At 70.2% G+C, this 20,632-nt stretch carries 17 protein-coding genes; 5 read left to right on the top strand and 12 right to left on the bottom strand.

The annotated features are described in order from the left end of the window. Nucleotides 1-77: 77 nt before the first annotated feature. The 5 genes from HDA45_RS26740 to HDA45_RS26720 are packed head-to-tail and all read right to left on the bottom strand — an operon-like array spanning nt 78 to nt 5,206. Nucleotides 78-1,364, bottom strand: coding sequence for a DUF58 domain-containing protein (locus HDA45_RS26740; protein WP_184899805.1), 1,287 nt, complete (start codon nt 1,362-1,364; stop codon nt 78-80). Next, complete coding sequence (locus HDA45_RS26735; RefSeq protein ID WP_246480797.1) at nt 1,364-2,353, bottom strand: AAA family ATPase; 990 nt, start codon at nt 2,351-2,353, stop codon at nt 1,364-1,366. Before HDA45_RS26735 ends, HDA45_RS26740 begins: the two co-directional genes overlap by 1 nt. Beyond that, nucleotides 2,350-3,474: a DUF4350 domain-containing protein gene (locus HDA45_RS26730; RefSeq protein ID WP_184899803.1), complete on the bottom strand. Its 1,125-nt coding sequence runs from the start codon at nt 3,472-3,474 to the stop codon at nt 2,350-2,352. The genes HDA45_RS26735 and HDA45_RS26730 overlap by 4 nt, the downstream gene beginning before the upstream one ends. Further along, a complete protein-coding gene (locus HDA45_RS26725) occupies nt 3,471-4,112 on the bottom strand; it encodes a DUF4129 domain-containing protein (RefSeq protein WP_184899801.1) in 642 nt (213 codons plus the stop codon). Before HDA45_RS26725 ends, HDA45_RS26730 begins: the two co-directional genes overlap by 4 nt. Beyond that, a complete protein-coding gene (locus tag HDA45_RS26720) occupies nt 4,106-5,206 on the bottom strand; it encodes a DUF7847 domain-containing protein (protein ID WP_184899799.1) in 1,101 nt (366 codons plus the stop codon). Before HDA45_RS26720 ends, HDA45_RS26725 begins: the two co-directional genes overlap by 7 nt. Before the next feature lie 216 nt (nt 5,207-5,422). Here HDA45_RS26720 and HDA45_RS26715 point away from each other — a divergent pair, with 216 nt between their 5' ends. Continuing rightward, entirely contained in the window at nt 5,423-6,508 is a 1,086-nt protein-coding gene (locus tag HDA45_RS26715) for a neutral zinc metallopeptidase (protein ID WP_425491718.1), read from the top strand. A gap of 301 nt (nt 6,509-6,809) precedes the next feature. Here HDA45_RS26715 and HDA45_RS26710 read toward each other — a convergent pair whose 3' ends face one another. Next, the gene (locus HDA45_RS26710) at nt 6,810-7,217 is read right to left on the bottom strand and encodes a hypothetical protein (RefSeq protein WP_184906066.1); all 408 of its coding nucleotides are present in this window, start codon (nt 7,215-7,217) and stop codon (nt 6,810-6,812) included. Between the two features lie 180 nt (nt 7,218-7,397). Then, a complete protein-coding gene (locus HDA45_RS26705) occupies nt 7,398-8,474 on the bottom strand; it encodes a potassium channel family protein (protein ID WP_005167664.1) in 1,077 nt (358 codons plus the stop codon). A gap of 89 nt (nt 8,475-8,563) precedes the next feature. On the opposite strand from HDA45_RS26705, the gene HDA45_RS26700 reads away from it, so the two are divergent. Then, nucleotides 8,564-8,950: a DoxX family protein gene (locus HDA45_RS26700; RefSeq protein WP_184899797.1), complete on the top strand. Its 387-nt coding sequence runs from the start codon at nt 8,564-8,566 to the stop codon at nt 8,948-8,950. On the opposite strand, the gene HDA45_RS26695 is transcribed toward HDA45_RS26700, so the two are convergent. Together HDA45_RS26695 and HDA45_RS26690 are read right to left on the bottom strand one after the other, a co-directional pair. Then, nucleotides 8,947-12,204, bottom strand: coding sequence for an ATP-dependent helicase (locus tag HDA45_RS26695; protein WP_184899795.1), 3,258 nt, complete (start codon nt 12,202-12,204; stop codon nt 8,947-8,949). The genes HDA45_RS26700 and HDA45_RS26695 overlap by 4 nt on opposite strands. Next, nucleotides 12,201-15,416, bottom strand: a complete 3,216-nt coding sequence (locus HDA45_RS26690; protein ID WP_184899793.1) for a PD-(D/E)XK nuclease family protein — start codon at nt 15,414-15,416, stop codon at nt 12,201-12,203. The genes HDA45_RS26695 and HDA45_RS26690 overlap by 4 nt, the downstream gene beginning before the upstream one ends. 54 nt (nt 15,417-15,470) lie before the next feature. Between HDA45_RS26690 and HDA45_RS26685 the strand changes: the two genes are divergently transcribed. Together HDA45_RS26685 and HDA45_RS26680 are read left to right on the top strand one after the other, a co-directional pair. Further along, nucleotides 15,471-15,794 carry an MGMT family protein gene (locus HDA45_RS26685; RefSeq protein ID WP_184899791.1) on the top strand — a complete coding sequence of 108 codons (324 nt, stop codon included), beginning with the start codon at nt 15,471-15,473 and terminating at the stop codon, nt 15,792-15,794. Nucleotides 15,795-15,808: 14 nt separating this feature from the next. After that, a complete protein-coding gene (locus HDA45_RS26680; protein ID WP_184899789.1) occupies nt 15,809-16,639 on the top strand; it encodes a siderophore-interacting protein in 831 nt (276 codons plus the stop codon). Nucleotides 16,640-17,056: 417 nt separating this feature from the next. Here the strand turns inward: HDA45_RS26680 and HDA45_RS26675 are convergent, their stop codons facing one another. From HDA45_RS26675 to HDA45_RS26665, 3 genes are read right to left on the bottom strand one after another with little or no spacing between them, the layout of a single operon-like run. Next, nucleotides 17,057-18,346 (bottom strand): sensor histidine kinase, encoded by a 1,290-nt coding sequence (locus HDA45_RS26675; protein ID WP_184899786.1) that lies wholly within the window; start codon nt 18,344-18,346, stop codon nt 17,057-17,059. Nucleotides 18,347-18,399: 53 nt separating this feature from the next. Further along, nucleotides 18,400-19,209, bottom strand: coding sequence for a uroporphyrinogen-III synthase (locus HDA45_RS26670; RefSeq protein ID WP_184899784.1), 810 nt, complete (start codon nt 19,207-19,209; stop codon nt 18,400-18,402). Further along, a complete protein-coding gene (locus HDA45_RS26665; protein WP_184899782.1) occupies nt 19,202-20,170 on the bottom strand; it encodes a helix-turn-helix transcriptional regulator in 969 nt (322 codons plus the stop codon). The genes HDA45_RS26670 and HDA45_RS26665 overlap by 8 nt, the downstream gene beginning before the upstream one ends. Nucleotides 20,171-20,230: 60 nt before the next feature. Between HDA45_RS26665 and HDA45_RS26660 the strand changes: the two genes are divergently transcribed. Then, the gene (locus HDA45_RS26660) at nt 20,231-20,626 is read left to right on the top strand and encodes a DUF3224 domain-containing protein (RefSeq protein WP_184899780.1); all 396 of its coding nucleotides are present in this window, start codon (nt 20,231-20,233) and stop codon (nt 20,624-20,626) included. Nucleotides 20,627-20,632: the final 6 nt, after the last annotated feature.

Raw genomic sequence — 20,632 nt, 5'->3', positions numbered from 1 at the left:
TGTCGGTGTGGATCTCGTTCCGAGCTAACCGCCCGCGACACCCGCCGCCAACCGGCACCACACCATCGGGTTCAGCGTCACAGCCGCCCGGCCGCCTTGAGCGCGAGATACCGATCGGCCAGCCGCGGCGGCAGCTCCTCGGGCACGGCGTCGACGACCTCGACCCCGTGCCGCGCCAGCCGCGCGGTGACCTGACGTCGTTCGGCCAGCACCCGCTCGGCCGCGGCCGCGTCGTAGACGGCCTCCGCGTCACCACGGCCCGCCGCCATCTCGGCGATGCGCGGATCCGCGACCGAAGCGATCATCAGCTGGTGCCGTGAAGTCAGCTTCGACAAGATCGGGAACAGGCCCTCTTCCAGCGGCGCCGCGTCCAGCCCGGTCAGCAGGACGACCAGCGCCCGCCGCCTGGTCCGCCGCAGCACCTCCGCGACCATCCCCCGCGCGTCGGTCTCGATGAGCGACGGTTCGAGCGGCGCCATCGCGTTCACCAAGGCGGGCAACAGATCCGTCGACCCCTGGACCGCGGCATGGACCTGGCGGTCATAAGCGAGGAGGTCGACGCGGTCACCCGCGCGCGCGGCGAGCACGGCCAGCAGCAGGGCCGCGTCCATCGCCGCGTCGAGACGTGGCGCGTCGCCGACCCGGCCCGCCGAAACGCGGCCGGTGTCGAGGACCAGCACGACGTGCCGGTCGCGTTCGGGGCGCCAGGTCCGCACCATCACGTCGGACGCGCGTGCCGAGGCCCGCCAATCGATCGACCGGACGTCGTCACCGATCACGTACTCGCGCAGGGAGTCGAATTCCGTGCCCTGGCCCCGGATCAGCACCGCGTTGCGGCCGTCGAGCTGCTGCAGTCGCGCCAGCCGCGACGGCAGATGTTTGCGGCTGTGGAACGGCGGCAGCACCCGCACGGTCCACGGAACGTCGTGCGAACCCTGCCGCGCCGCGAGTCCCAGCGGCCCTGTCGACCGGACGGTGACCCTGACCGCCCGGCGGTCACCGCGCCGGGTCGGCAGGAGCGTGGTGGTCACGACGCGGCGTTCGCCCGCGGGCAAGGTCAGACGGTGCCTGTCGTCCGCGCCCGAACTGGGCGGCCAGGCGTCCCGGAGCCGGGCGCGCACCGCACGGCCACCGGGATTGGCCACGGTCAGCGTGACCTCGCAGGCCTCCCCCAGCCGTACGGACGTCGCGCCGGACCGCGCGAAGCGCAGCTTCCGCACACTCCCGGCGAGCAGGAGATCCAGCACCACCAGCAGGAACAGCACCGCCGCGGCCAGCCCGATCCCGGCCCATGAGGGCAGCAGGAGACCGACCACCGGCGCCGCGAGGAGCGCCAGGAGCCCGAGCCGCCCGGTGACGGCCATCAGCGCGGGACGGGCACGGACGCGAGGACGCGGTCCAGCACACCGTCCGCGGTCGCGCCTTCGAGTTCGGCTTCGGGCCGCAGGTCGAGCCGGTGCCGCAAAGACGGCCGCGCCAAGGCTTTGACGTCGTCCGGGGTGGCGTAGTCGCGGCCCGCGAGCCACGCCCACGCCCGTGTCGCGGCCAGCAGGGCCGTCGCGCCACGCGGGGAAACACCGAGGCGCACGGACGGCAGCGCCCGCGTCGCCCGGCAGACGTCGACGATGTAGGCGAGCACCTCGGGGCGCACGGTGACCCCGGCGACCGCGCGCCGCGCGGCGTCGAGTTCGGCGGCCCCGGCGACCGGCTTGATCCCGGCCGCGGCCAGGTTGCGCGGATCGAAACCCTGTGCGTGCCGGGAAAGGATGCCGAATTCGTCCTCACGGGACGGTGTCGGCATGGTCAGCTTCAGCAGGAACCGGTCGAGCTGCGCCTCGGGAAGCGGGTACGTGCCTTCGTACTCGACAGGGTTCTGCGTCGCGATGACGATGAACGGATCGGGCAGCGGCCGTGTCTTGCCGTCGCTGGAGACCTGGCGCTCCTCCATCGCCTCGAGCAGCGAAGACTGCGTCTTCGGCGGCGTGCGGTTGATCTCGTCCGCCAGCAGCAGATTCGTGAACACCGGGCCCTCGCGGAAGGAGAACTCGCCGCTGTGCGCGTCGTAGACGATCGAGCCGGTGATGTCGCCCGGCATGAGGTCCGGCGTGAACTGCACCCGCGTCGTCTCCAGGTCCAGTGCCGCGGCCAAGGCCCGCACCAGCAACGTCTTCGCCACGCCCGGAACGCCTTCGAGCAGCACGTGTCCCCGGCACAGCAACGCGATGATGAGCCCGGTGACGGCCGCGTCGTTGCCCACCACGGCCTTTCCGACCTCGGCGCGCAGGGCGATCAGCGCCGCCCGCGCTTCGGCCGCGCCGTCCCCTGTGTCCAAATCGGACTGTTCGGTACTCAAGACCGCTCCACCTCTCGTTCCACGACATCGAGTCCGTCCGCCAGCCGCACGAGCGCAGCGTCGTCGGCGGGCGGGTCCCCGTACAGCAGCGCGCCGATCTCGGCGGGCATCCCGCCGGTCCGCGCGGCGACGGATTCCACCAGCGCCGCGGGTTCGGCGTCGCGGGTGAGCCCCAGCAACGGCCGAAGCCGCGCGCGGGCCGCCTCGCGCAGGGTCTCCCCGGCGTGCGCGGCGGCCTTCGCCTTGCGATACAGCCGCGCCCGTCCCTCGGTGGCCTCGGCCGCGCGCACCACGACCGGGATCGGCTCGGTCACCACCGGCCCCAGCCTCCTGGAACGCCACAGCGCCAGCAGCACCACCGCGACCCCGGCCTGCAGCGCCGCGTACGACCAGCCGGCCGGGATCAGTTCCGACAGCGGCTTCTTCTCGTTCTCCAGGAAGGGATCGGCCGGTGTCGGCAGGTACCAGACCAGCCGATCGTGCTTCCCGAGCAGCCGCATCGCCAAGGCCGCGTTGCCCTCGTCGGCCAGCCACTCGTTGGTCAGCGGCGCGGGAGCGCCGAGTACGGTCACCGTCCCTTGTGGACCGGGCACTTCCAGGTACGAACCGCCGTAGCATTCCAGTGCCCTCGGCTGCGTGGCCGAATACTTCAGGCCGCCCATCGTCGCGCTCCCCGCCGCGACAGGGTCCTTCGCCTGGCAGTCGGGGGCGCGGGTCTCGGTTTCGAGCTCACCCGTCACCCGCACCCCGGGAAGGACTTCGTCGACCGTGCCGGCGCTCGGCTGCACCAGGACGACATCCGAAGCGATGCGCCGGAGTTCGGTGAACGTGCGCTTGGGGACGTAGGAGGGCTGGGTGATCAGGACGGTCGCTTTCCCCGCGACGTCGTCGGCCTCGGCCGCAGTGCGCACCGTGATGATCTCGACGCCTTCGCGTTCCAGCAGGGTCACCAGCGCGCGGCTGCCGCCGGGCTCGTACGAACCCGGCTCGAGCGCGCCGGTGGTCTGCTCGCCTTGGAAGAGGACGAGCAGCGTCCCGGTGAGCACGAGCAGGAGGACGACCGCGAGCGGGAGCCGCACCCCGTGCCAGATCCGGCGGGCGTCGGGCGAAACCGAGGTCATCCGGCCGCCAAGGCGACGGGCCGGGCGCGACGGCAGCGTTCGTCCAATTCGGACAGTGACCGGTAGCCGGCCTCGGTGGCCGGGATCCCTCCATAGTGGACATCGTCGAACAACCGGGCGCCCGCGCGCAGCGGGTCCGCGACGTCCGGGAGCAACCGTCCGGCCTCGTTGGCGGCCTCGTCCGCGGTCCGGCCGGACTTCTCGTCCAGCAGCGCGCGCTCCTCCAAGGACCGCACCACGGCACGGAAGCTCTCCCGGACGGCGTCGTCGAAGTCACCCCGCGACGCGGCCTCCTCGGCCGCCCTGCGGTGTTCACCGGAAGCCTTGCGCTGTCCGGCGAACACGGCGCGGCCGCCCTTGGCCGACGTCGCCAGCGGGCCGGACCGCAACCGGATCACCACGACCAGCACGATCAGCACGACGACCAGCAGCACCACGGCGAAGATCCCGCCGGGCACGGCGCTGTTGACGGTGTTGAGAAAGCCCAGCAGGTTTTCGAGCACCCAGGTGAACGCCTCGGACAACCAGCTCGGTTTCGCGGCCTGATACGCCTGGCCCGAGAGCTCCTCGGCCGCGCGCAGCCGGGCCGTGTCCCGGTCGATGTCGACCGGGACCTCGGTGAGGAAGCGCGTCACCATGCCTGCGGCGGGGGCGGCGGCGTGATCCCGGCCGCGCGGGCCAGCTCGATGTCCATGCCTTCGCGGCGCATCCGCTGGTCGATGTAGAGGATCACGGTCACCAGCGCGGTGAAGGGGCCGACGATCGTCTGCGCGACCACCGTGCCCACCGACTGCAGGATCAGGTCACCGGTCGACGGGACGTACATCTGGTTCAGGTTGCCGAAGATCGACATGAAGGCGCTGAAGCTGAACGGCAGCGTGATGATCGACGCCAGGAACGACGAGATCACGGTGGCCAGCAGCAGGATCCCGAAGACCCGCCAGAACATGCCCGAGACCAGCTTCACCGACCGGCGGAACGACTCCATCACCGTGCCGCGTTCGAGGATGAACGCCGGGCTGGCCAGCGCCCAGAAGGTATAGGGGATGATCGCGGGCAGCAGGCAGAAGATCGCGGCGACCATGATCGCCAGCGTGTAAAGCACGGTCAGCCCGAGCAGCGGCAGCAGCCGGGGCGTCGCCTCTTTCAGCGCCTCTTTGAAGGTGACCGGTTTGCCCAGCACGGCTTTGCCCATCAGGACGGTCAAGAAGCCCGTGAGCAGCGTCGTCCCGAGCAGGGTCGCGATGAGGCCGATGAACGAGCTCGCCAGTGTGCCGCCGAGAAGGCTGAACATCTGGTTCAGCAGTTCCTGATCGGTGGCGGCCGGGCCGAGGTCGCGGACCTTCTCGAGGTCACTGGTGGTGTCCACCAGCAGCAGCCCGACCAGGTTGATGGCCGCGGTGAGCACGGCGGTGACCGCGGCGGCACCGAAGACCATCCGCCAGTACTTGCGCATGGCCGTGACCGCGCCGTCGAGGATGTCGGTCAGGTTCAGCGGGCGCAGCGGGATGACCCCTGGCCTGCCGAGGCCGACCTTCCAGTCCGGGCCCTGCTGCCGCGGCGGTTGATAGGACGGCAGCGGAGGCGGCGGCGTGGCCCCGGACGGGGATTGCCATTGCTGCTCCGGCGCCGATGGTGGCCGCACTTCGCCCTGCGGCGGCGTCGGTGCGTCCGCCTGCGGCTTCGGCGTCTCGGTACCTTCCGGCCCGGACGGTCCGCCGGTCTCCGTCATGCGACAGCCCCTTACCCGTTCACGTTGCTTACGCACACTCTTCCAGAGGGTCCGACACCCAGCCAGAGCTGGGGGGACGACACTGATGGGTGACCGCTCGCCTCACGCTGGATACCCTCTGCAGCCGAGCAGTGGGAGGGCAGGCCATTAGCTCGTTATGCTGAACATCGGGCCGGGCACCCCCGGTCCGCCCCTAGAACCACCGGGACCGACTTGATGACGCAACCGCCCCACGGCCAGTGGCCGCCACGCGGCGCCGTCCAGCCACCGCCGGTGCACGGCCCGCCCCCTGCCCAGTGGCACGGTGCGCCGCACCACTTCCCGCCGCCGCCACCGCGCCGGTCGATGGGCGCGATCATCGGGATCTGCCTCGGCGCGGTCGCCGTCCTGGTGCTCGGCCTGGTCGCGATCGTTTCACTCAATCGTGACGACAAGGATCACGTAGCGAACGCGGGTTACAGCACCCTGCCGAACCCGACTTCCCCGGCGGCCCTGCCGCCGAGCGGGTCGTCGTCACCGTCCTCTTCGCCGAACCCGTTCCCGACGTCACCCTCCCGGGCGCCGTCGTCGTCGAGCGGGCCGCAGAAGATCCTCAAGCTGGGCGACCACCCGATCCTCCAGGACCCCAACGCGGGCCTGCAGAACCGCGTCTGCGCGCTGCCGCAGTGGCAGAGCAGCCAGCAGGCCGCCGAGGCGTTCTTCACCGCCGCGGGCAAATGCCTCGACAACGCGTGGGGCCCGTTCCTCGAGGCCTACCGCCTGCCCTTCACCCCGCCCGCCCTGCACTTCCCGACCGGCGCCAGCTTCGAAACCGAATGCGGCACGATCCAGGTGGGCATCGCGACGGCGGCGTACTACTGCGAGAACAACCTCTACGTGCCGTTCCGTGGTCTGCAGACCGACCAGTACGGCAACAACCCCGGCGTCTACCTGGCCCTGTTCGCGCACGAGTACGGGCATCACGTGCAGGAGGTCGCCGGGCTGATGGACGCGGCCTGGCAGAAGATCTACGACGCCGGTCAGAACAGCCCCGCCGGGCTGGAGATGTCACGGCGCAAGGAACTGCAGGCGCAGTGCTTCTCCGGGATGTTCCTCGGCGCGCACGTCGACCAGGGCGGCACGGTCAGCCGGGACATGTACAACAAGGCCTGGAACGACCAGGAGACCCGGGGCGACAACACCTCGCGCAGCCAGGACCACGGGACGAACGCGCATTACGCGTCCTGGTGGCGGGCGGGTGCGAGCAACAACCGCGTCGCCGACTGCAACACCTTCTCGGCGCCGGCGAGCGCCGTTTCCTAGCTTCGCGCGTGAAGGCCCCCTTCCCTCGGCTCGGCGGGTGGCTGCCGCTCGCCGATGGATCCGGGGCCGTTGGCGATTCCGGCTTGTTCGGTCCCGCTGGTCATCGTGGCTCGTGATTGGACGCGCTACTCGCGTGATTGGAGCCGGATCTCGCGTGATCAGAAGGCGAACTCCGTGATCGTCGCCCGATCACGCGAGATCCGGCTCCAATCACGCGTGATCCGTCTCTGATCACACGTGATCGCCACCCGGACACGCAACTTTCGGCCATAACCGCCCCTTGCCACTCAAGGGGCTCGTGTCAGGCCGTCGCCATCCGACGCGGCCCGCGCACGACGAGGAACACGTACATCCCGCCCGCGAAGCAGCTGAACACCAGCAGGGCCAGCCCGAGCGGCCGCCGCGCGTCGCTGGCACCCGCCGCCGCGTCCGCCGCGTGCACCGAGACCGCGTCCCCCGAAGCACCGTCAGGGACGACGACCTCGAGCCGCTCGCCCTTGCCGTGCCCGCAGCCGTTGAGCGAGCCCTCCGTCGGCTTGCCGCCGAATTCGAACTTGACGGTCTCGGTCGCGCCGCCGCCCGTACAGGGCGCGGGCTGGACGACCTCGGCCTGCACCGTCGTCCCCTGGGCGTCGTTCGAGATGCCGAACAGCCCCGGCCCGGCGAACCAGGCCAGGAAGATCACCAGCAGGCCGGCACCGGCCGCCACGGCCAGGGAGTTCCACCCCGGGGTGAGCCCTCTGGCGGGGTCCGATCGGTTGCGCACGATCGCCATGCTCCCAGAACCTCGCGGCAAAACACAGCGAGCCCGCTCGTCGGGGAGGGTGATACCAGCGGCAGAACACAGGAGCCCATTTGTCCCGGGGGCGGCGACACCAAAGGTCCCCCGCTACCGCTCGATCGTCTCCGCGGAAGTCACCTTCCGGACGTACAGCAGCTTGTCGCCCGGCTCGATCGCGTCCGCCTGCGGCGCGTCCACGCGGTACAGGACGCCGTCGCGGACGACGCCCAGCACGATGTCCGGCAGATGCCGCGGCGAACCGCCCTCTTCGGACGGCTCCACCGGGCGTTCGGCGATGGCGAGACCGGACTCGGGGGTGAGCAGGTCCTCGACCATGTCGACCACCAGCGGCGTCGAAGTCGCCATGCCGAGCAGGCGCCCGGCGGTCTCGCTCGACACCACGACCTGGTTCGCGCCCGACTGCTTGAGCAGGTGGACGTTCTCCGCTTCCCGCACCGAGGCCACGATGTGCGACTTCGGCGCCAGCTCGCGCGCGGTCAGGGTGACCAGCACGGCGGTGTCGTCCCGGTTCGGGGCGACGACGACGGCCTTGGCCCGCTGCACGCCGGCGACCCGCAGGACGTCGGCGCGGGTGGCGGAACCGTGCACCGTCACCAGGCCGAGTGAGGTCGCCGCTTCCAGCGCCTGCTGGTCGGTGTCGACGACGACGATGTGGTCGGGTTCGACGCTCTCGTCCCCGAGCAGCGCGTTGACCGCCGACCGGCCCTTCGTGCCGAATCCCACGACGACCGTGTGGTCACGCACCTTCGTCCTCCACTTTTGGATCTTGAAAGCCTGGCGAGAGCGCTCGGTGAGCACTTCGAGTGTGGTACCGACCAGGACGATGAGGAAGAGCACCCGCAGCGGGGTGATCACCAGGACGTTCACCAGCCGCGCGGACGACGTCGCGGGGGCGATGTCGCCGTAACCGGTGGTCGACAGCGACACCGTCGCGTAATAGAGGCTGTCGAGGAAGCTGAGCCCGTCGCCGTTGGCGTCGCGATAGCCGTCTCTGTCGAGGTAGACGATCAGAACGGTCGCGAGCAGGGCGAGCATCGCGCCGATGATCCGTTTGAGGATCGACCGCAGCGGGCTGACCGTCAGTTCCGGCATCCGGATCACGCCGACGAGCTCGTGGTCCGGGCGGTCGCTCAGCCTGACCGGGAAACGCTTGAGAACCCTCATGCACAGGCTCCGGCCTGGTCCGTGTGACTCACGGTCGCCGAGGATAGCCGAAGAACCTTGCGTTCAGCTCGGTATGCGAAGCTCAGGGCATGTCTTCGGATCACAAGCCGTCTCAGCGGCCCGCATATTTCCTCGCCGGCCTGCTCGGCGCGGCCGGTGTCCTGCACTTCGTCCAGCCCAAGCCCTTCGACGCCATCATCCCGAAGCAGCTTCCCGGCTCCGCCCGGGCGTGGACCTACGGCTCCGGGGTGGCCGAGCTGGGGGTCGCCGCCGCGGTCGCCGCTCCGAAGACGCGCCGTCTCGGCGGGCTCGCGGCCGCGCTGCTGTTCGTGGTGGTCCTGCCGGGGAACGTGAAGATGGCCCTCGACGCCGACCGCCGGAAGGCCCCGAAGCACTGGCGAGCGGCTTTCTGGGCGCGCGTCCCGCTGCAGATCCCGCTCGTGACCTGGGCACTCAAGGTCCGCGACCGCGCCTAGAGCGTCGGGACGCTTCGCAGCAGTTGTCGCAGGCCTTCGGCATCCAGCAGATCCGCCGGGCGGACGGTTTTGTCGTGTTTCACGTAGTGGAACGCCGCCCGTACCTTCTCCACCGGCACCTTCCGCAACGCGGCCCACGCCAGCCGGTACGCCGCCAGCTGCACGGCCAGCGGCGCGAGCCGGTCCTTCTCCGGGACGGCACCGGTCTTCCAGTCGACGACGGTCCAGCCGCCGTCGGGATCGGCGAACACCGCGTCCATCCGCCCGCGCACCGTCACGCCCACGACGTCGGCCGAGAAGGGGACCTCGACGGCGTGCGGCACCCTGTGCGCCCACTCGCTCTTCTCGAAAGCCGTCTGCAAGGCCTCAAGCTCGGAATCCGGCGCCTCGTCGACGTCCGCGGCGCCCGGCAGATCGTCGATCTCCAGTAGTTGCTCCCCGCCGAACCGCTGCTCCAGCCAGCCGTGGAACGCCGTCCCCCGGCGTGCGTAAGTGTTGGGGCGTACAGGAAGCGGCCGCCGCAGCCGTTTGGCCAGCGCGGCCGGATCGGCCGACAGCTCGACCAGCTGGCTCACCGAGAGATGCGACGGCAGGACAACCTGCTGGACACGGTTCTGTGCCCGCGCGCGCTCTTCCAGCAGCACCTTGGTGTCGGAGATCCAGCCGTCCGGGTCTTCCTCCTCCTCGGAGCCGGCTTCTTCGGCGTCCTCCATGGCGCCGAGGACCAGATCGACGCCGTTGGTGACGCCCTCGCGCCGCGGCCACAGCGGGTCGACCGGCCATCGGGACCGGCGGGAGTCGGCTACCAGCGGGTTCTCGCCGTCGGACTCCGGCTCGTCGGCCCAGTGCTCGATCCGGCCGACCGAGTTCTCCCGCATCACCTCGCCGATTTCGAGCAGGAACTCCGACGGCCCTTTCGGCCGCGCGCTGCTCTCGTTCCACCAATGACCGGAAATCAGCATGGTGTGCTCGGACCGGGTCAGCGCGACGTAGCAGAGTCGCCGCTCCTCATCCGCCTCGCGCGCGACGAAGCCCTCTTCGTGCAGTTCCAGCGCTTCCTGGACTTCCTTGCGGTCATAGCCTTCCGCGACGCGCAGTTCCGGCAGGTCCTCCGAGTCCCCGCGCAGCGCGGCCGGGAGCGACGTCGATGTCCGCAGCCACGAAGAAGACCGGCGCCTCCCGGGGAAGACCTCCTTGACCAGGTGCGGAACCGCGACGATCCGCCATTCCAGCCCCTTGGCCGAGTGCACGGTCAAAACCTGGACCCGGTCCGGGACGACCTCCACCTCGCCGGGGGTGAGCCCGTCTTCCGCGTGCGTGGCCGTGTTCAGGTAATCCACAAAGGACAGAAGAGTGGCCGTCGGCGAGGTCTCGGCGAAATCCGTGACGACGTCGGCGAAAGCGTCCAGATGCGCACGACCGGCGGGGCCGGGGCGGGCCAGGGATTCGACATCGAGCAGCATGGTGCGTTCCACGTCGGCGACCAGTTCGGGCAGCGACTGGTCGAGGCGGCGGCGCAACGCCGTGAGCTCGGCGCCGATCCGCCTGATCCGCCGGAGGCCCTCGGGCGAATACCGTTCCGCCGCACCGGGATCGTCGATCGCGTCGGCGAGGCCCGCCTGCTCGACCCGTTCGGTCACCAGCACCGGTTCGTCCACATCGGACTTCCCCGAAGGCGGCACCGGCGACGAAAGTTCACCGGCGCGGCGCCACAACGCCGCGAGGTCGGCCGCCGCGATCCGCCAGCGCGCGCCGGTCAGCAACCGCGCCGCCGCACTGCCCGCGAGCGGATCGGCGAGCACCCGCAACGTGCTGACCAGGTCCGCGACCTCCGGTTCGTCGAGGAGGCCACCGAGTCCGACGACCTCCACCGGCAGTCCGCGGGCCCGCATTTCGGCCGCGATCGGCGCCATGTCGGCACGACGGCGCACCAGGACCGCGGCCGTCGGCGGTTTTCCGGTTTCTTCGACGGTTTCGAACCAGCGTTTCGCCACCGCGTCGGCGACCCACTCGCGTTCGGCGCGGATGTCCGGCAAAAGCGCGGAGGCGATGTCCGCCGTTCCCGCGCCTTCCAATGCGCGCAGCCGCGCGACGCCGAGGCCGCGCTCCCGCAGCGGTTCCGAGATCGCGTTGGCCAGTTCCAGCACCTCGGGCGGATTGCGGAAACTCGTCAGCAGCCCGAAATCCAGCGCCGGGACGAGCCTTTCACCGTTGTCGCGAGGGAAGTCCGTGGTGAACCGCGGCAGGTTCGCCGCGCTCGCCCCGCGCCAGCCGTAGATGGCCTGCGCCGGATCGCCCACCGCCGTCACCGGCATCGGCGGATGTTCGACACCGCCGAACAGTGACCGCAGCAGGATCCGCTGGGCGTGCCCGGTGTCCTGGTACTCATCGAGCAGGACGGCTCCGTAGCGCTCGCGTTCCCCCGTGACCACCGCCGGATAGCTGCTGGCGAGCTGCGCGGCCAGTGACATCTGGTCGGCGAAGTCGAGCGCGCCCTCCGCTCGTTTCCGCGTGTGATAGGCCTCGACCAGCGGCAGGAGCGCGAGCCGGAACCGTTGCGCCGTCATGACTTCGGCCAGCTTCTGCGGCAGCGCCGCACGTTGGCCCTTGGCCCGCGGCGCTTTCTCGATGACATCGCACAGCCAGGACGTGTACCGCGCCAGCCGTTCGGTCTCGACCAGGTGCTCGCCGAGCTCCCCGGCCAGCGCCAGCAGCTGCGCCGTCACCGTGGATGGCACGCGATCGGTGTCGAGATCGTTGTCCCAAGTGGACACCACGCGATGCGAGAACTGCCACGAGGACGTCTCCGAGAGGAGCCGGACCCCGGGCTGGACCGGCAGCCGCAGGCCGTGTTCGGACAGTAGCCGTCCGGCGTACGCGTGATAGGTGAGCACCGTCGGTTCCCCGGCGGTCACCGTCGTGCGCAGGTCACCGGTCGGGTCGATCCTGTCGAGCAGCCCCGAGCCGACCAACCGCCGCAGCCGGGTGCGGACGCGTTCGCCGAGCTGACGGGCCGCCTTGCGCGTGAAGGTCAGGCCGAGGACGCGTTCCGGCGGCACGATGCTGTTGGCCACGAGCCACACCACGCGCGCGGCCATCGTCTCGGTCTTGCCCGCGCCTGCCCCCGCGACCACCAGCGACGGCTCGATGGGGGCGGCGATGACCTCGGCCTGCTCGTCGGTCGGGCTGTGCAGACCGAGCGCGCGGGCGATCTCGCCCGGTTCGACCTGGCGGCGCTGGAGTTCGGAGATCAAGGACCGGTCACCTGCCTGCCCTCGGGCCGCAGCGGACAGCAACCCCTTGCCGGGCAACGATCACAATCCGGGTTCTCGGTGACCCCGTACTCGGGGCCCGCGGCGGAACCGGCCGCCGAACGCACCAGCTCGAGCCATTGCTTGCCGCCGTCCTCGTCCAGCGGCGCCTGCTCACGCTGGGTGGATCCGGTCTTGTTGTTGGACTTCGCGACGTAGACCAGCCGCGCGCCACCGGGTTTCGAACCGCCTTCGACGGCGCCGAGCAGCACGGCCAGCTGGTATGCGGCCAGCTGCGGATGCTGTTCGGCGTCGGACGCGGAGATCGGGACCTTGCCGGTTTTGATGTCGATGACGACCGGGCGGCCGTCCTTGTCCATCTCGACGCGGTCGACGCGGCCGCGCAGGAGCACGCGGAGATCGTCATCGCCGACCGGCAGCTCGACCTCGATGTCCTGCTCGACCCCGGCCTCGATCAGCTCCTTGCGGCTGGACTCCAGCCAGGACACGAAGTTCCGCAGCATCTGCTCGACCCGCGACCGCTCACGGCGCGAGAACCACGGCGCCCCGGCGTCGACCCGCACCCACGCCTCGTCGAGGGCCGCGCGGATCTGCTCGTCGCTGCTGCCGCCCGCGACAGCCTGCGCGAGACCGTGCACCAGGGTTCCGGTGACGGCCGCGAGCTGCGCCGGGTCGCTGCCGCCGTGGCGTTCGATCAGCCACCGCAGCGGGCATTTGACCAGAACCTCCACAGTGGACGGTGAGATGCGGATGAGATCGCCCGGTCCGTGCACGGGTTCGCCGGTGGAGGGTTCCAGCAGCCCGTACCAGGTGCCCGGATGCGCGCCCGGCACCCCGGCGGCGGCCAGTTTCGCGAGCTGACGCGCCGCCCTCTGCTGCCGTTCGGGGGCGCTTTTGTCATCACAGACGACCTCGCGCAGTTCTCCGACGAGTTCGGCGAGCACCAGCGAACGTCCCGCCGGTTTCATCCGCGAGTCGAGGCCGCCGTCGTCCGCGCCGTTCTCCTCCAGATCGTCGATGAACCGCGAGGGCTGCTCGTCCTCCCCCGCGACCGCGCTGACCAGCAACGTCTTCCGCGCGCGGCTCGCGGCGAGGTAGAACAGCCGCCGCTCTTCGGCGAGGATCGGCGCGGTGGCGGACACCTTCTCGTCGTCGACGCCGGACATGAGGTCGACCAGCCGCTCCACCCCGAGCACGGAACCGCGCAGCCGCAGATCCGGCCAGCTGCCCTCCTGGACGCCGGCGATCGACACGACCGTCCACTCGCGGCCGGCGGCCCCGTGCGCGGTGAGCAGTGAGACGCCCTCGCTCTTGATGGCCGCGGGCGCCAGCGTGCCACCGGCGATGTTCTGCGAAGACAGGTAATCCGCGAACGAGGCGACACTCGCCCTCGGCAATCTGTCGACATAACGACCGGCCGCGTCGAAGAGCGCGACGATCGCGTCGAGATCACGATCCGCCTGGGAGCCGAGAGAACCGCCGCGATCGACCAACCGCAGGAAGCGCTGTTCCAGGGCGCTGTTCTGCCACAGCTCCCACAGCACCTGCTCGACACCTTCGCCGCGCGCCACGGCTTGATGTGCCGCGTGCAACAGGCCACCGATCCGGCGCATCGGCAAGGACTCGGCCTCGGCCAGCCCGGTGAGGACGTCGTTGACGCGCAAGGCTTCCACCAGCAGCTCGTCGCTGGACCGCTGGCCACCGCCCGCGAGTTCCAGCCTGCGCAGACCGCGACGCAGCCGCCGCAGGGCGAGCGGATCCGCGCCGCCCAACGGCGAGGAGAGCAGCATCTCGGCGAGGTCGACGTCGAGCAGTTCCGGATCCGCCGCGAGCCTCAGCATCGCCAGCAACGGCCGGACGGCGGGTTGTTTCGCGAGCGGCAGTTCCTCGGTGGCCGAGCCGATCGGCACCCCGGCCGCGCGCAGAGCACGTTGCAGGACAAGGAAAGTGCGCGCGGGCGAGCGGACGAGCACCGCCATCTCCGACCACGGGACACCGTCGACGAGATGTGCGCGACGGAGCTGATCGGCGATCCAGCTCGCCTCGGAGGCCGGTGTCGGCATCAGGCGGACGCGGACGGCTCCGCCCTCGGCGTCCGGCGCGTCGACGAGTTTGCGCTGCGGCGACGAACCGGGCAGCACGGAGCCGAGTTTCGTGACGGCCGTGCGGATCACCGGGGCGAGCCGGTGCGCGGTGGTCAGCAGCACCGTGCGCTCACCGTCGTCGTCCGCGTCGGCGAACAGCCGGGGATCCGCGCCGCGGAAGGAGAACACGGACTGATCGGGGTCGCCCGCGACGACGAACTCGTCGGCCGCGTGCCCGATGAGCCGGATGAGCTGTGTCTGCAACGGGTCGAGATGCTGGGCGTCGTCGACGAACAGGTGCCGGATCCGGCGCTGCTCGCGTTCGCGCAGTTCAGGGTCGTCCTCGAGCGCCAGCAGCGCGGAAGTGACGAGCTCCGCCGCGTCCAGCGCGGGCGCGCTCGCCACGCCGAGCGCGTTGCCGCCCGCGCCTTGCAGCAGCGTGACCTCTTCGTACTGGCTCCAGAACCGCCCGGCCGCGATCCACTCGTCGCGGTCGCGGCGCCTGCCCAGTTCGACCAGATCCTCCGGGCCGAGCCCGCGTTCGGCGGCGCGGAGCAGGAGGTCTCGCAGCTCCTCGGCGAAACCGGGGACGTTCAGCGCGGGCCGCAGCTGCTCCGGCCAGTCGAGCGCGCCCGCTTCGAGGTCGCCCGCGAGCAGGTCCCGGACGACGACGTCCTGTTCCGCCCCGGCCAGCAGGCGGGGTGGCGGGAGATCGTCGGCCTGCGCCTCCATCCGCAACAGCGCGTACGCGTACGAATGCACGGTGCGCACGAGCGGCTCGCGGATGGTGCGCGGGAGCGGATCTTCCTCCGGATCGGTGGTGAGCCGGTGGGTGATGTCGGCGCGCAGGACGTCGGCCGCCTTGCGGGAGGTGGTCAGGATGAGCACGCTCTCCGGATCCGCGCCCTCCGCGATACGCCGTGAGGCCGCCGACGCCAGCAAAGCCGTCTTACCCGTGCCAGGGCCACCGAGGACCCGGCGGAAGCCGTCCGGGGCGGCCAGCAGGCGGCGGGCGCCGGAATCCCACTGGAAGGACGGCGTGCCGGTGACCGGCGTGCGGACCAGCCGCGCGTCGGTTCCTGCCGCTGTTCGCCGCCCGTTCACGCCCACGATGGAACCACGCCCCGCCGACACAACCTCGCAGCGGCACGGCAAAGTGGTCCCATGGATGACGAACTGCACGAGCGGGTGCGCGAGGTCATCGCGAGCGTGCCCGCCGGCTCGGTCGCGACTTATGGGGATATAGCGTCGGTTTCGGGAGCTCCGTCACCGCGGTTGATCGGGCGGGTCCTCAGTGAGGACGGCCACGATCTGCCTTGGCACCGCATTCTGCGCGCCGACGGGACACCGGCCCCGCATCTGCTCGACGAACAGCTGCAACGGCTGCGCGAGGAGGGCGTCTTGCCCGATGGCCAGCGCGTCGACCTGCGAAAATACCGGTGGCGACGTGATCCCGACGACGACGCTGGCCCCGGCGCTCTCTTTTAGGTTAGCCTCGCCTAATGAGTTACATCGAGGCGAAGGTGACCGGCGTCCGGCGGCTCACCCCGCATATGAGCAGGGTGACCTTCTCCGGTGCGACGCTGGACGACCATGCGCCCGACCAGTACCTGAAGGTGTTCTTCCCGCAGCCCGGCCAGGCGGAGCCCGTCCTGCCCCCGCCGCTGGGCGGTGACGAAGTGCTGTCCTGGTACCGGACGTACCTCGCGATGCCGGACGACGTCCGGCCGTCGATGCGCACGTACACCGTGCGCGCGCTGCGTCCGTCGGTGCAGGAGGTCGACATCGACTTCGTGCTGCACGGCGACGAAGGCCCCGCCTCCGCGTGGGCTTCGCGTGTTTCGGAGGGCGACAAGGTCGCCCTCCTCGGGCCGCACGGGCTCTACGACGTGCCCGAGGGGACGACCTGGCAACTGCTGATCGGCGACGAGACCGCGATCCCGGCGATCGGCGCGATCGTGGAGGCGCTGCCCGCCGGGACACGGGCGCTGGTCTACGTCGAGATCGGCGACCGCGAAGACCGGCAGGTCTTCGAAACGCGGGGGACGGTGGAACTGCACTGGGTGGTGCGGGAGCCGGGTAGCCCGGTGGGTGACGCCGTGCTGGAGGCCGTGCGGAAGGCGGAACTGCCGGGCGGGACGCCGTACGCGTGGATTTCGGGCGAGGCGAACATGGTGAAGCTGACGCGGCGGCACCTCGTGCGGGAGCGCGGCGTCGACAAGCGGGCGATCTGCTTCACCGGGTACTGGCGACAGGGGCTGAGCGAAGAGGCCGCCAGCCGCGAAGCCATGCGTCAGATCGAGAGCGGCGAAGTCCCCGCTGAGGAAGACTGACCGCCCTCGAGCCCCTCTGCGCGCAGCCGTCGACGTTGCGAAAGCCACTTTCGCAACCTTGAAGGTTGCGAAAGTGGCTTTCGCAACGTCCCGCTCGGCCCGCCGGACCGGCGCAAGAGAGCAAGGGACCTTTGCTATCACTTGCGTAGGCAGGCGATAGCAAAGGTCCCTTGCTGTCGCCCTCGGTTCGAGCGGTCCGTGAAGGCCTCCTTAACCTACCCTGAAGGTAGTGAAGGAGACCTTCATTGGTTTACCTGCGTGTAGCTGGTGGCTCGATCTGTTCGGGGATCGACGGTGGAGGATTTGGGACGTTCAACGTCCCAAATCCTCCACACCCGAACCCACACACACCAGCAGGTCAGCAAACACAAGCCCGCTAAGGAGGCCTTCACGGACTTGAGGGACGACCAGAAAGCGTCAGTGCGGCACCCACAGCGTCACCCGGGTCCCCCGCCCCGGATGCGAATCGATCGTCCCCCGCCCGCCGACCTCCGTCAGCCGCGCCATGATCGACTGGCTGATCCCGAAGCCCGGCGGCCGGTCCAGCATGCTGAAGCCGGTTCCCTGATCCCGCGCGATGACCGCGATGCCGCCTTCGCGCTCTTCGACGCGAAGCACGACCTGTTTCGTCCCGGCGTGCTTCACAGTGTTTCGGAGTGCTTCGCGGACGGCGTCGCGGATGGCGGTCCGGCGCGCGTGCGAGAGGCGGTAGTCCTCTTCGGTCTCGGCCGCGACGAGCTGGGTGCGAAGGCCGTCGCGCGCCATTTCGGTGGCGACCTCGGCGAGGTCCGCCGCGAGGCCGCGTGTCGACGGCGCGTCCGGGCCGGTCAGTTCGCGCCGCAGTTCGACGGCCTGCGCCCGCGCCGTCGCGCGCATTTCCGCGAGGCGTTCCGCGGCCGCGGAATCGTCGTCCGGCGCCTCCAGGCCCATCGCTTCCAAAGTCTGGAGCACGGAGTCGTGCATGACCCGCTGCGTCCGCAGGCGTTCGGCACGTTGCCCTCGGCGCATCCCGATCCCCAGCGCGAACCGGGTCCCGACGCCGAGCAGGATCAGGATCCCCGCCGTGGTCACCATCGCCACGACCAGCGCGATCATGCAGCCCACCGACCGGCTCACCGCGAGCGGATGGTCGATCGGGAGCCCGCCGATCCAGGTCAGGAACGCCCGGAACGGCAGGGCCGCGATCAGCAGCAGGAAAGCGGCGGGCAGCCCGAACGACAGCGTCCACAGCGCCACCGTCCCGACCATCCACGTCCACGCGACGTCGATGGCGAACGGCTGGATCTCGGTGGGCGCGGCCACGGCGACGATCGTCGTGAGCACCACGCCCACCGCGAGATCCGCGTACATCAGCAGCCCGGAGGTCTTCGCCCGGATCCCGCGTCCCCGCACCACCCACCAGACCGCGATGACGTTGAGCAGCACCGCCAAGATCGTCGTACTCAGCACCGGGACGATCCCCGCCGACCCGTTCGCGACCAGGAAACCCAGGTATACCTTGGGAAACGCGGCCACGCGATAGAAGATCGGGCCGAGCGCGGAGTAGCGGATCGCGCGCATGAGCAGCGAATCGCCCGCGTCTTCGCGGTAGCGCCAGTCGGGAACGGAATCGGGGTCGGGTGCTTCGTCGGCGGGGCTCGCGCCCAGCACCGAGGATCCCTTTCGCAACATGGCTCGAACGAAGGTGACCGATTCCGACCCGGACATCCGCCGCCCTCCCGTGCGTCCGGTGTCGAGCCTGGCAAAGCGGATTAGCCGCGTCAAGACGGCCGAATGCGCAGTTCCGCGACGAGAAGTTTCACCAAGGCGCCGAGCCGCTGCCGTTCGGGCTGGACGGTCGGGACTCCGGCGGCTTCCAGCGGCGCCGCGGTCACCGGTCCGACGCAGGCACAAAGGACTGGACCACGTAGTTCGGCGAGAAGGTCCTCCCGGCGCGACCCCGCGAGCGCCAGAAGATTCGCCGCCGCGGGGGCGGAAGTGAACGCGAGCGCGGCCACCCGCCCGGCGATCACACTTTCGACGAGATCGTGCACCGGTTCGACGTCCGCGGGCGAAAGCCAGCGATACGGCTGTGCCTGGACGACATCCGCGCCGGAATCCCGCAGCAGCCCGGTGAGTTCGGGCAGCAGGGTGCCGTGCAGCTGGACGGCGACCCGCGCCCCGCGCACTCCGGCGTCGCGCAGGCCCTCGAACAGTCCGGCGTTGCTCTCCTCCGGCGCGGAGAACTCCTCGCGCAACCCCTCGCCGCGCACCGCGCCTGCCGCTTTCGGCCCGCGCACGAAGATCCGTGACGCCGCCAGCCGGTCCAGCAGCGGTTCGCGCAGCCCCCAGCCTTCGGCCGCCGAAAGCCAGCCGCGGAATCCGGCGCCGGTGGTGACCGCGGTGAACCCGACCGGTTCGGCCAGCACGGCGTCCGTCGCCGCCCGGAGTTCGGTGTCGTCGGGCAGCGGGACGATGCGGATGGTGGGCGCGTGCAGCACGGTCGCGCCGTTCCGTTCCAGCGCGGCGATGAAGTCTTCGGCCCGCCGCTCCGCGGTGATCCCGATCGTGATGCCGTCCAGGTCAGCCATAACGCGCGCCCATCTTCCTGATCTCCTCCGCCAGCCGCTCGCGCAGCTCCGGCGGTTCGAGTACTTCGAGGTTCCCGCCGAACCGCAGTAGTTCGCCGACGGCCGATTCTCCCGGCTCGACGAGCAGGTCCATCGTCAGCCAGCCGTCCTCGTCCGGCTCGGCATCCGCTTCCCGCAACGCGCGCGCTCCGACGGCCCCGAGATAGAACGGCAGCAGTATGCGGGCGAACTCGTTCAAGCGGACCACCGCCATCCGCGAGTACATGCGTTTTTCGAACTGCTCCGACCACTCGTGCCAATAGCGCGCGAGATCGAAGTCGGACGGCCGCTCGAAGGTCTCGCCGAGATCGTCGAGCTCTTCGATCCGGGAGACCCGGTACGTGCGATCGGTCCCGTCGCACCGCGCCGCGAGATACCAGTTCCCCGCCTTGAGGATCAGGCCCAGCGGGTCGAGGACACGATCGACCTTCCGCTGCCCCCAGCGTTCGTACCGGACCTTGATCCGCCGCGCGTGCCAGACCGCGTCGGCCAGTTCGGACAGTCGCGGCAGGCTCTCGATCCCGCGATGCCAGCCAGGGACGTCCAGGTAGAACCGGTCGGATACCTTGCTCGCCCCGGCACGCAGCTCCGCGGGCATGGCCGCGTGCAGTTTGAGCTGCGCGGCGGCGAGCACCGTGCCCAGCCCGAGTTCGGCGGCCGCCCCCGGCAGGCCAGCCAGCGAAAGCGATTGCGCCTCCTCCTCGGTCAGCCCGGTCAGCCGCGTGCGATAGCCGTCGACCAGCTGATAGCCGCCCGTACGCCCGCGATCGGCGTACACCGGCACGCCGGCCGCGGACAGCGCCTCGACGTCGCGGTAGACCGTCCGGACCGAAACCTCCAGCTCCGCCGCCAGCTCCTCGGCCGTCATCCGGCCGCGATTCTGCAGCAGGAGGAGGACCGACAGGAGTCTGCTCGCGCGCATGACTCCAGTATCCCCGAAAACCTGACACAACCTGACAGGTATCGCTGACAGGGTGAACCCATGAACACTTTCGCCGTGAAGAACTGGGAAGAAGCCATCGTCAGCGGCGCCGACGGCGGCCCGCGAGTGGCCCACGCGCACGCCACGTTCGGCTACAACGGGTTGATCGAAGGCGAGTCGATTCTCGACTACCTGCTGTACTACGCGGGTGAGGGCTACGACGGCGAAGGCACGACGGCCGCGGGCTTCGAGCGTTTCGAGGGCAGTGTGGACGGGCGTAAGGGAAGCTTCGTGATCAAGCACGACTGCGGTTTCGACGCGAAGGGCTTCTCGTCGACGTTCAAGGTCGTCGAAGGCTCCGGAACGGGTGAACTCGCCGGGATCACCGGGTCCGGTACCACCACGGGCGTCCTCGGTGAGCCGACGATGTCGTACACGCTCGAATACTCGCTTTAGGAGGAT

Origin of the sequence: Amycolatopsis umgeniensis (assembly GCF_014205155.1) — a bacterium.
GTDB lineage: Bacteria > Actinomycetota > Actinomycetes > Mycobacteriales > Pseudonocardiaceae > Amycolatopsis > Amycolatopsis umgeniensis.
The sequence above is the reverse complement of the archived record's forward strand: the minus strand, read 5'-3'. Positions and strand labels throughout refer to the sequence as shown.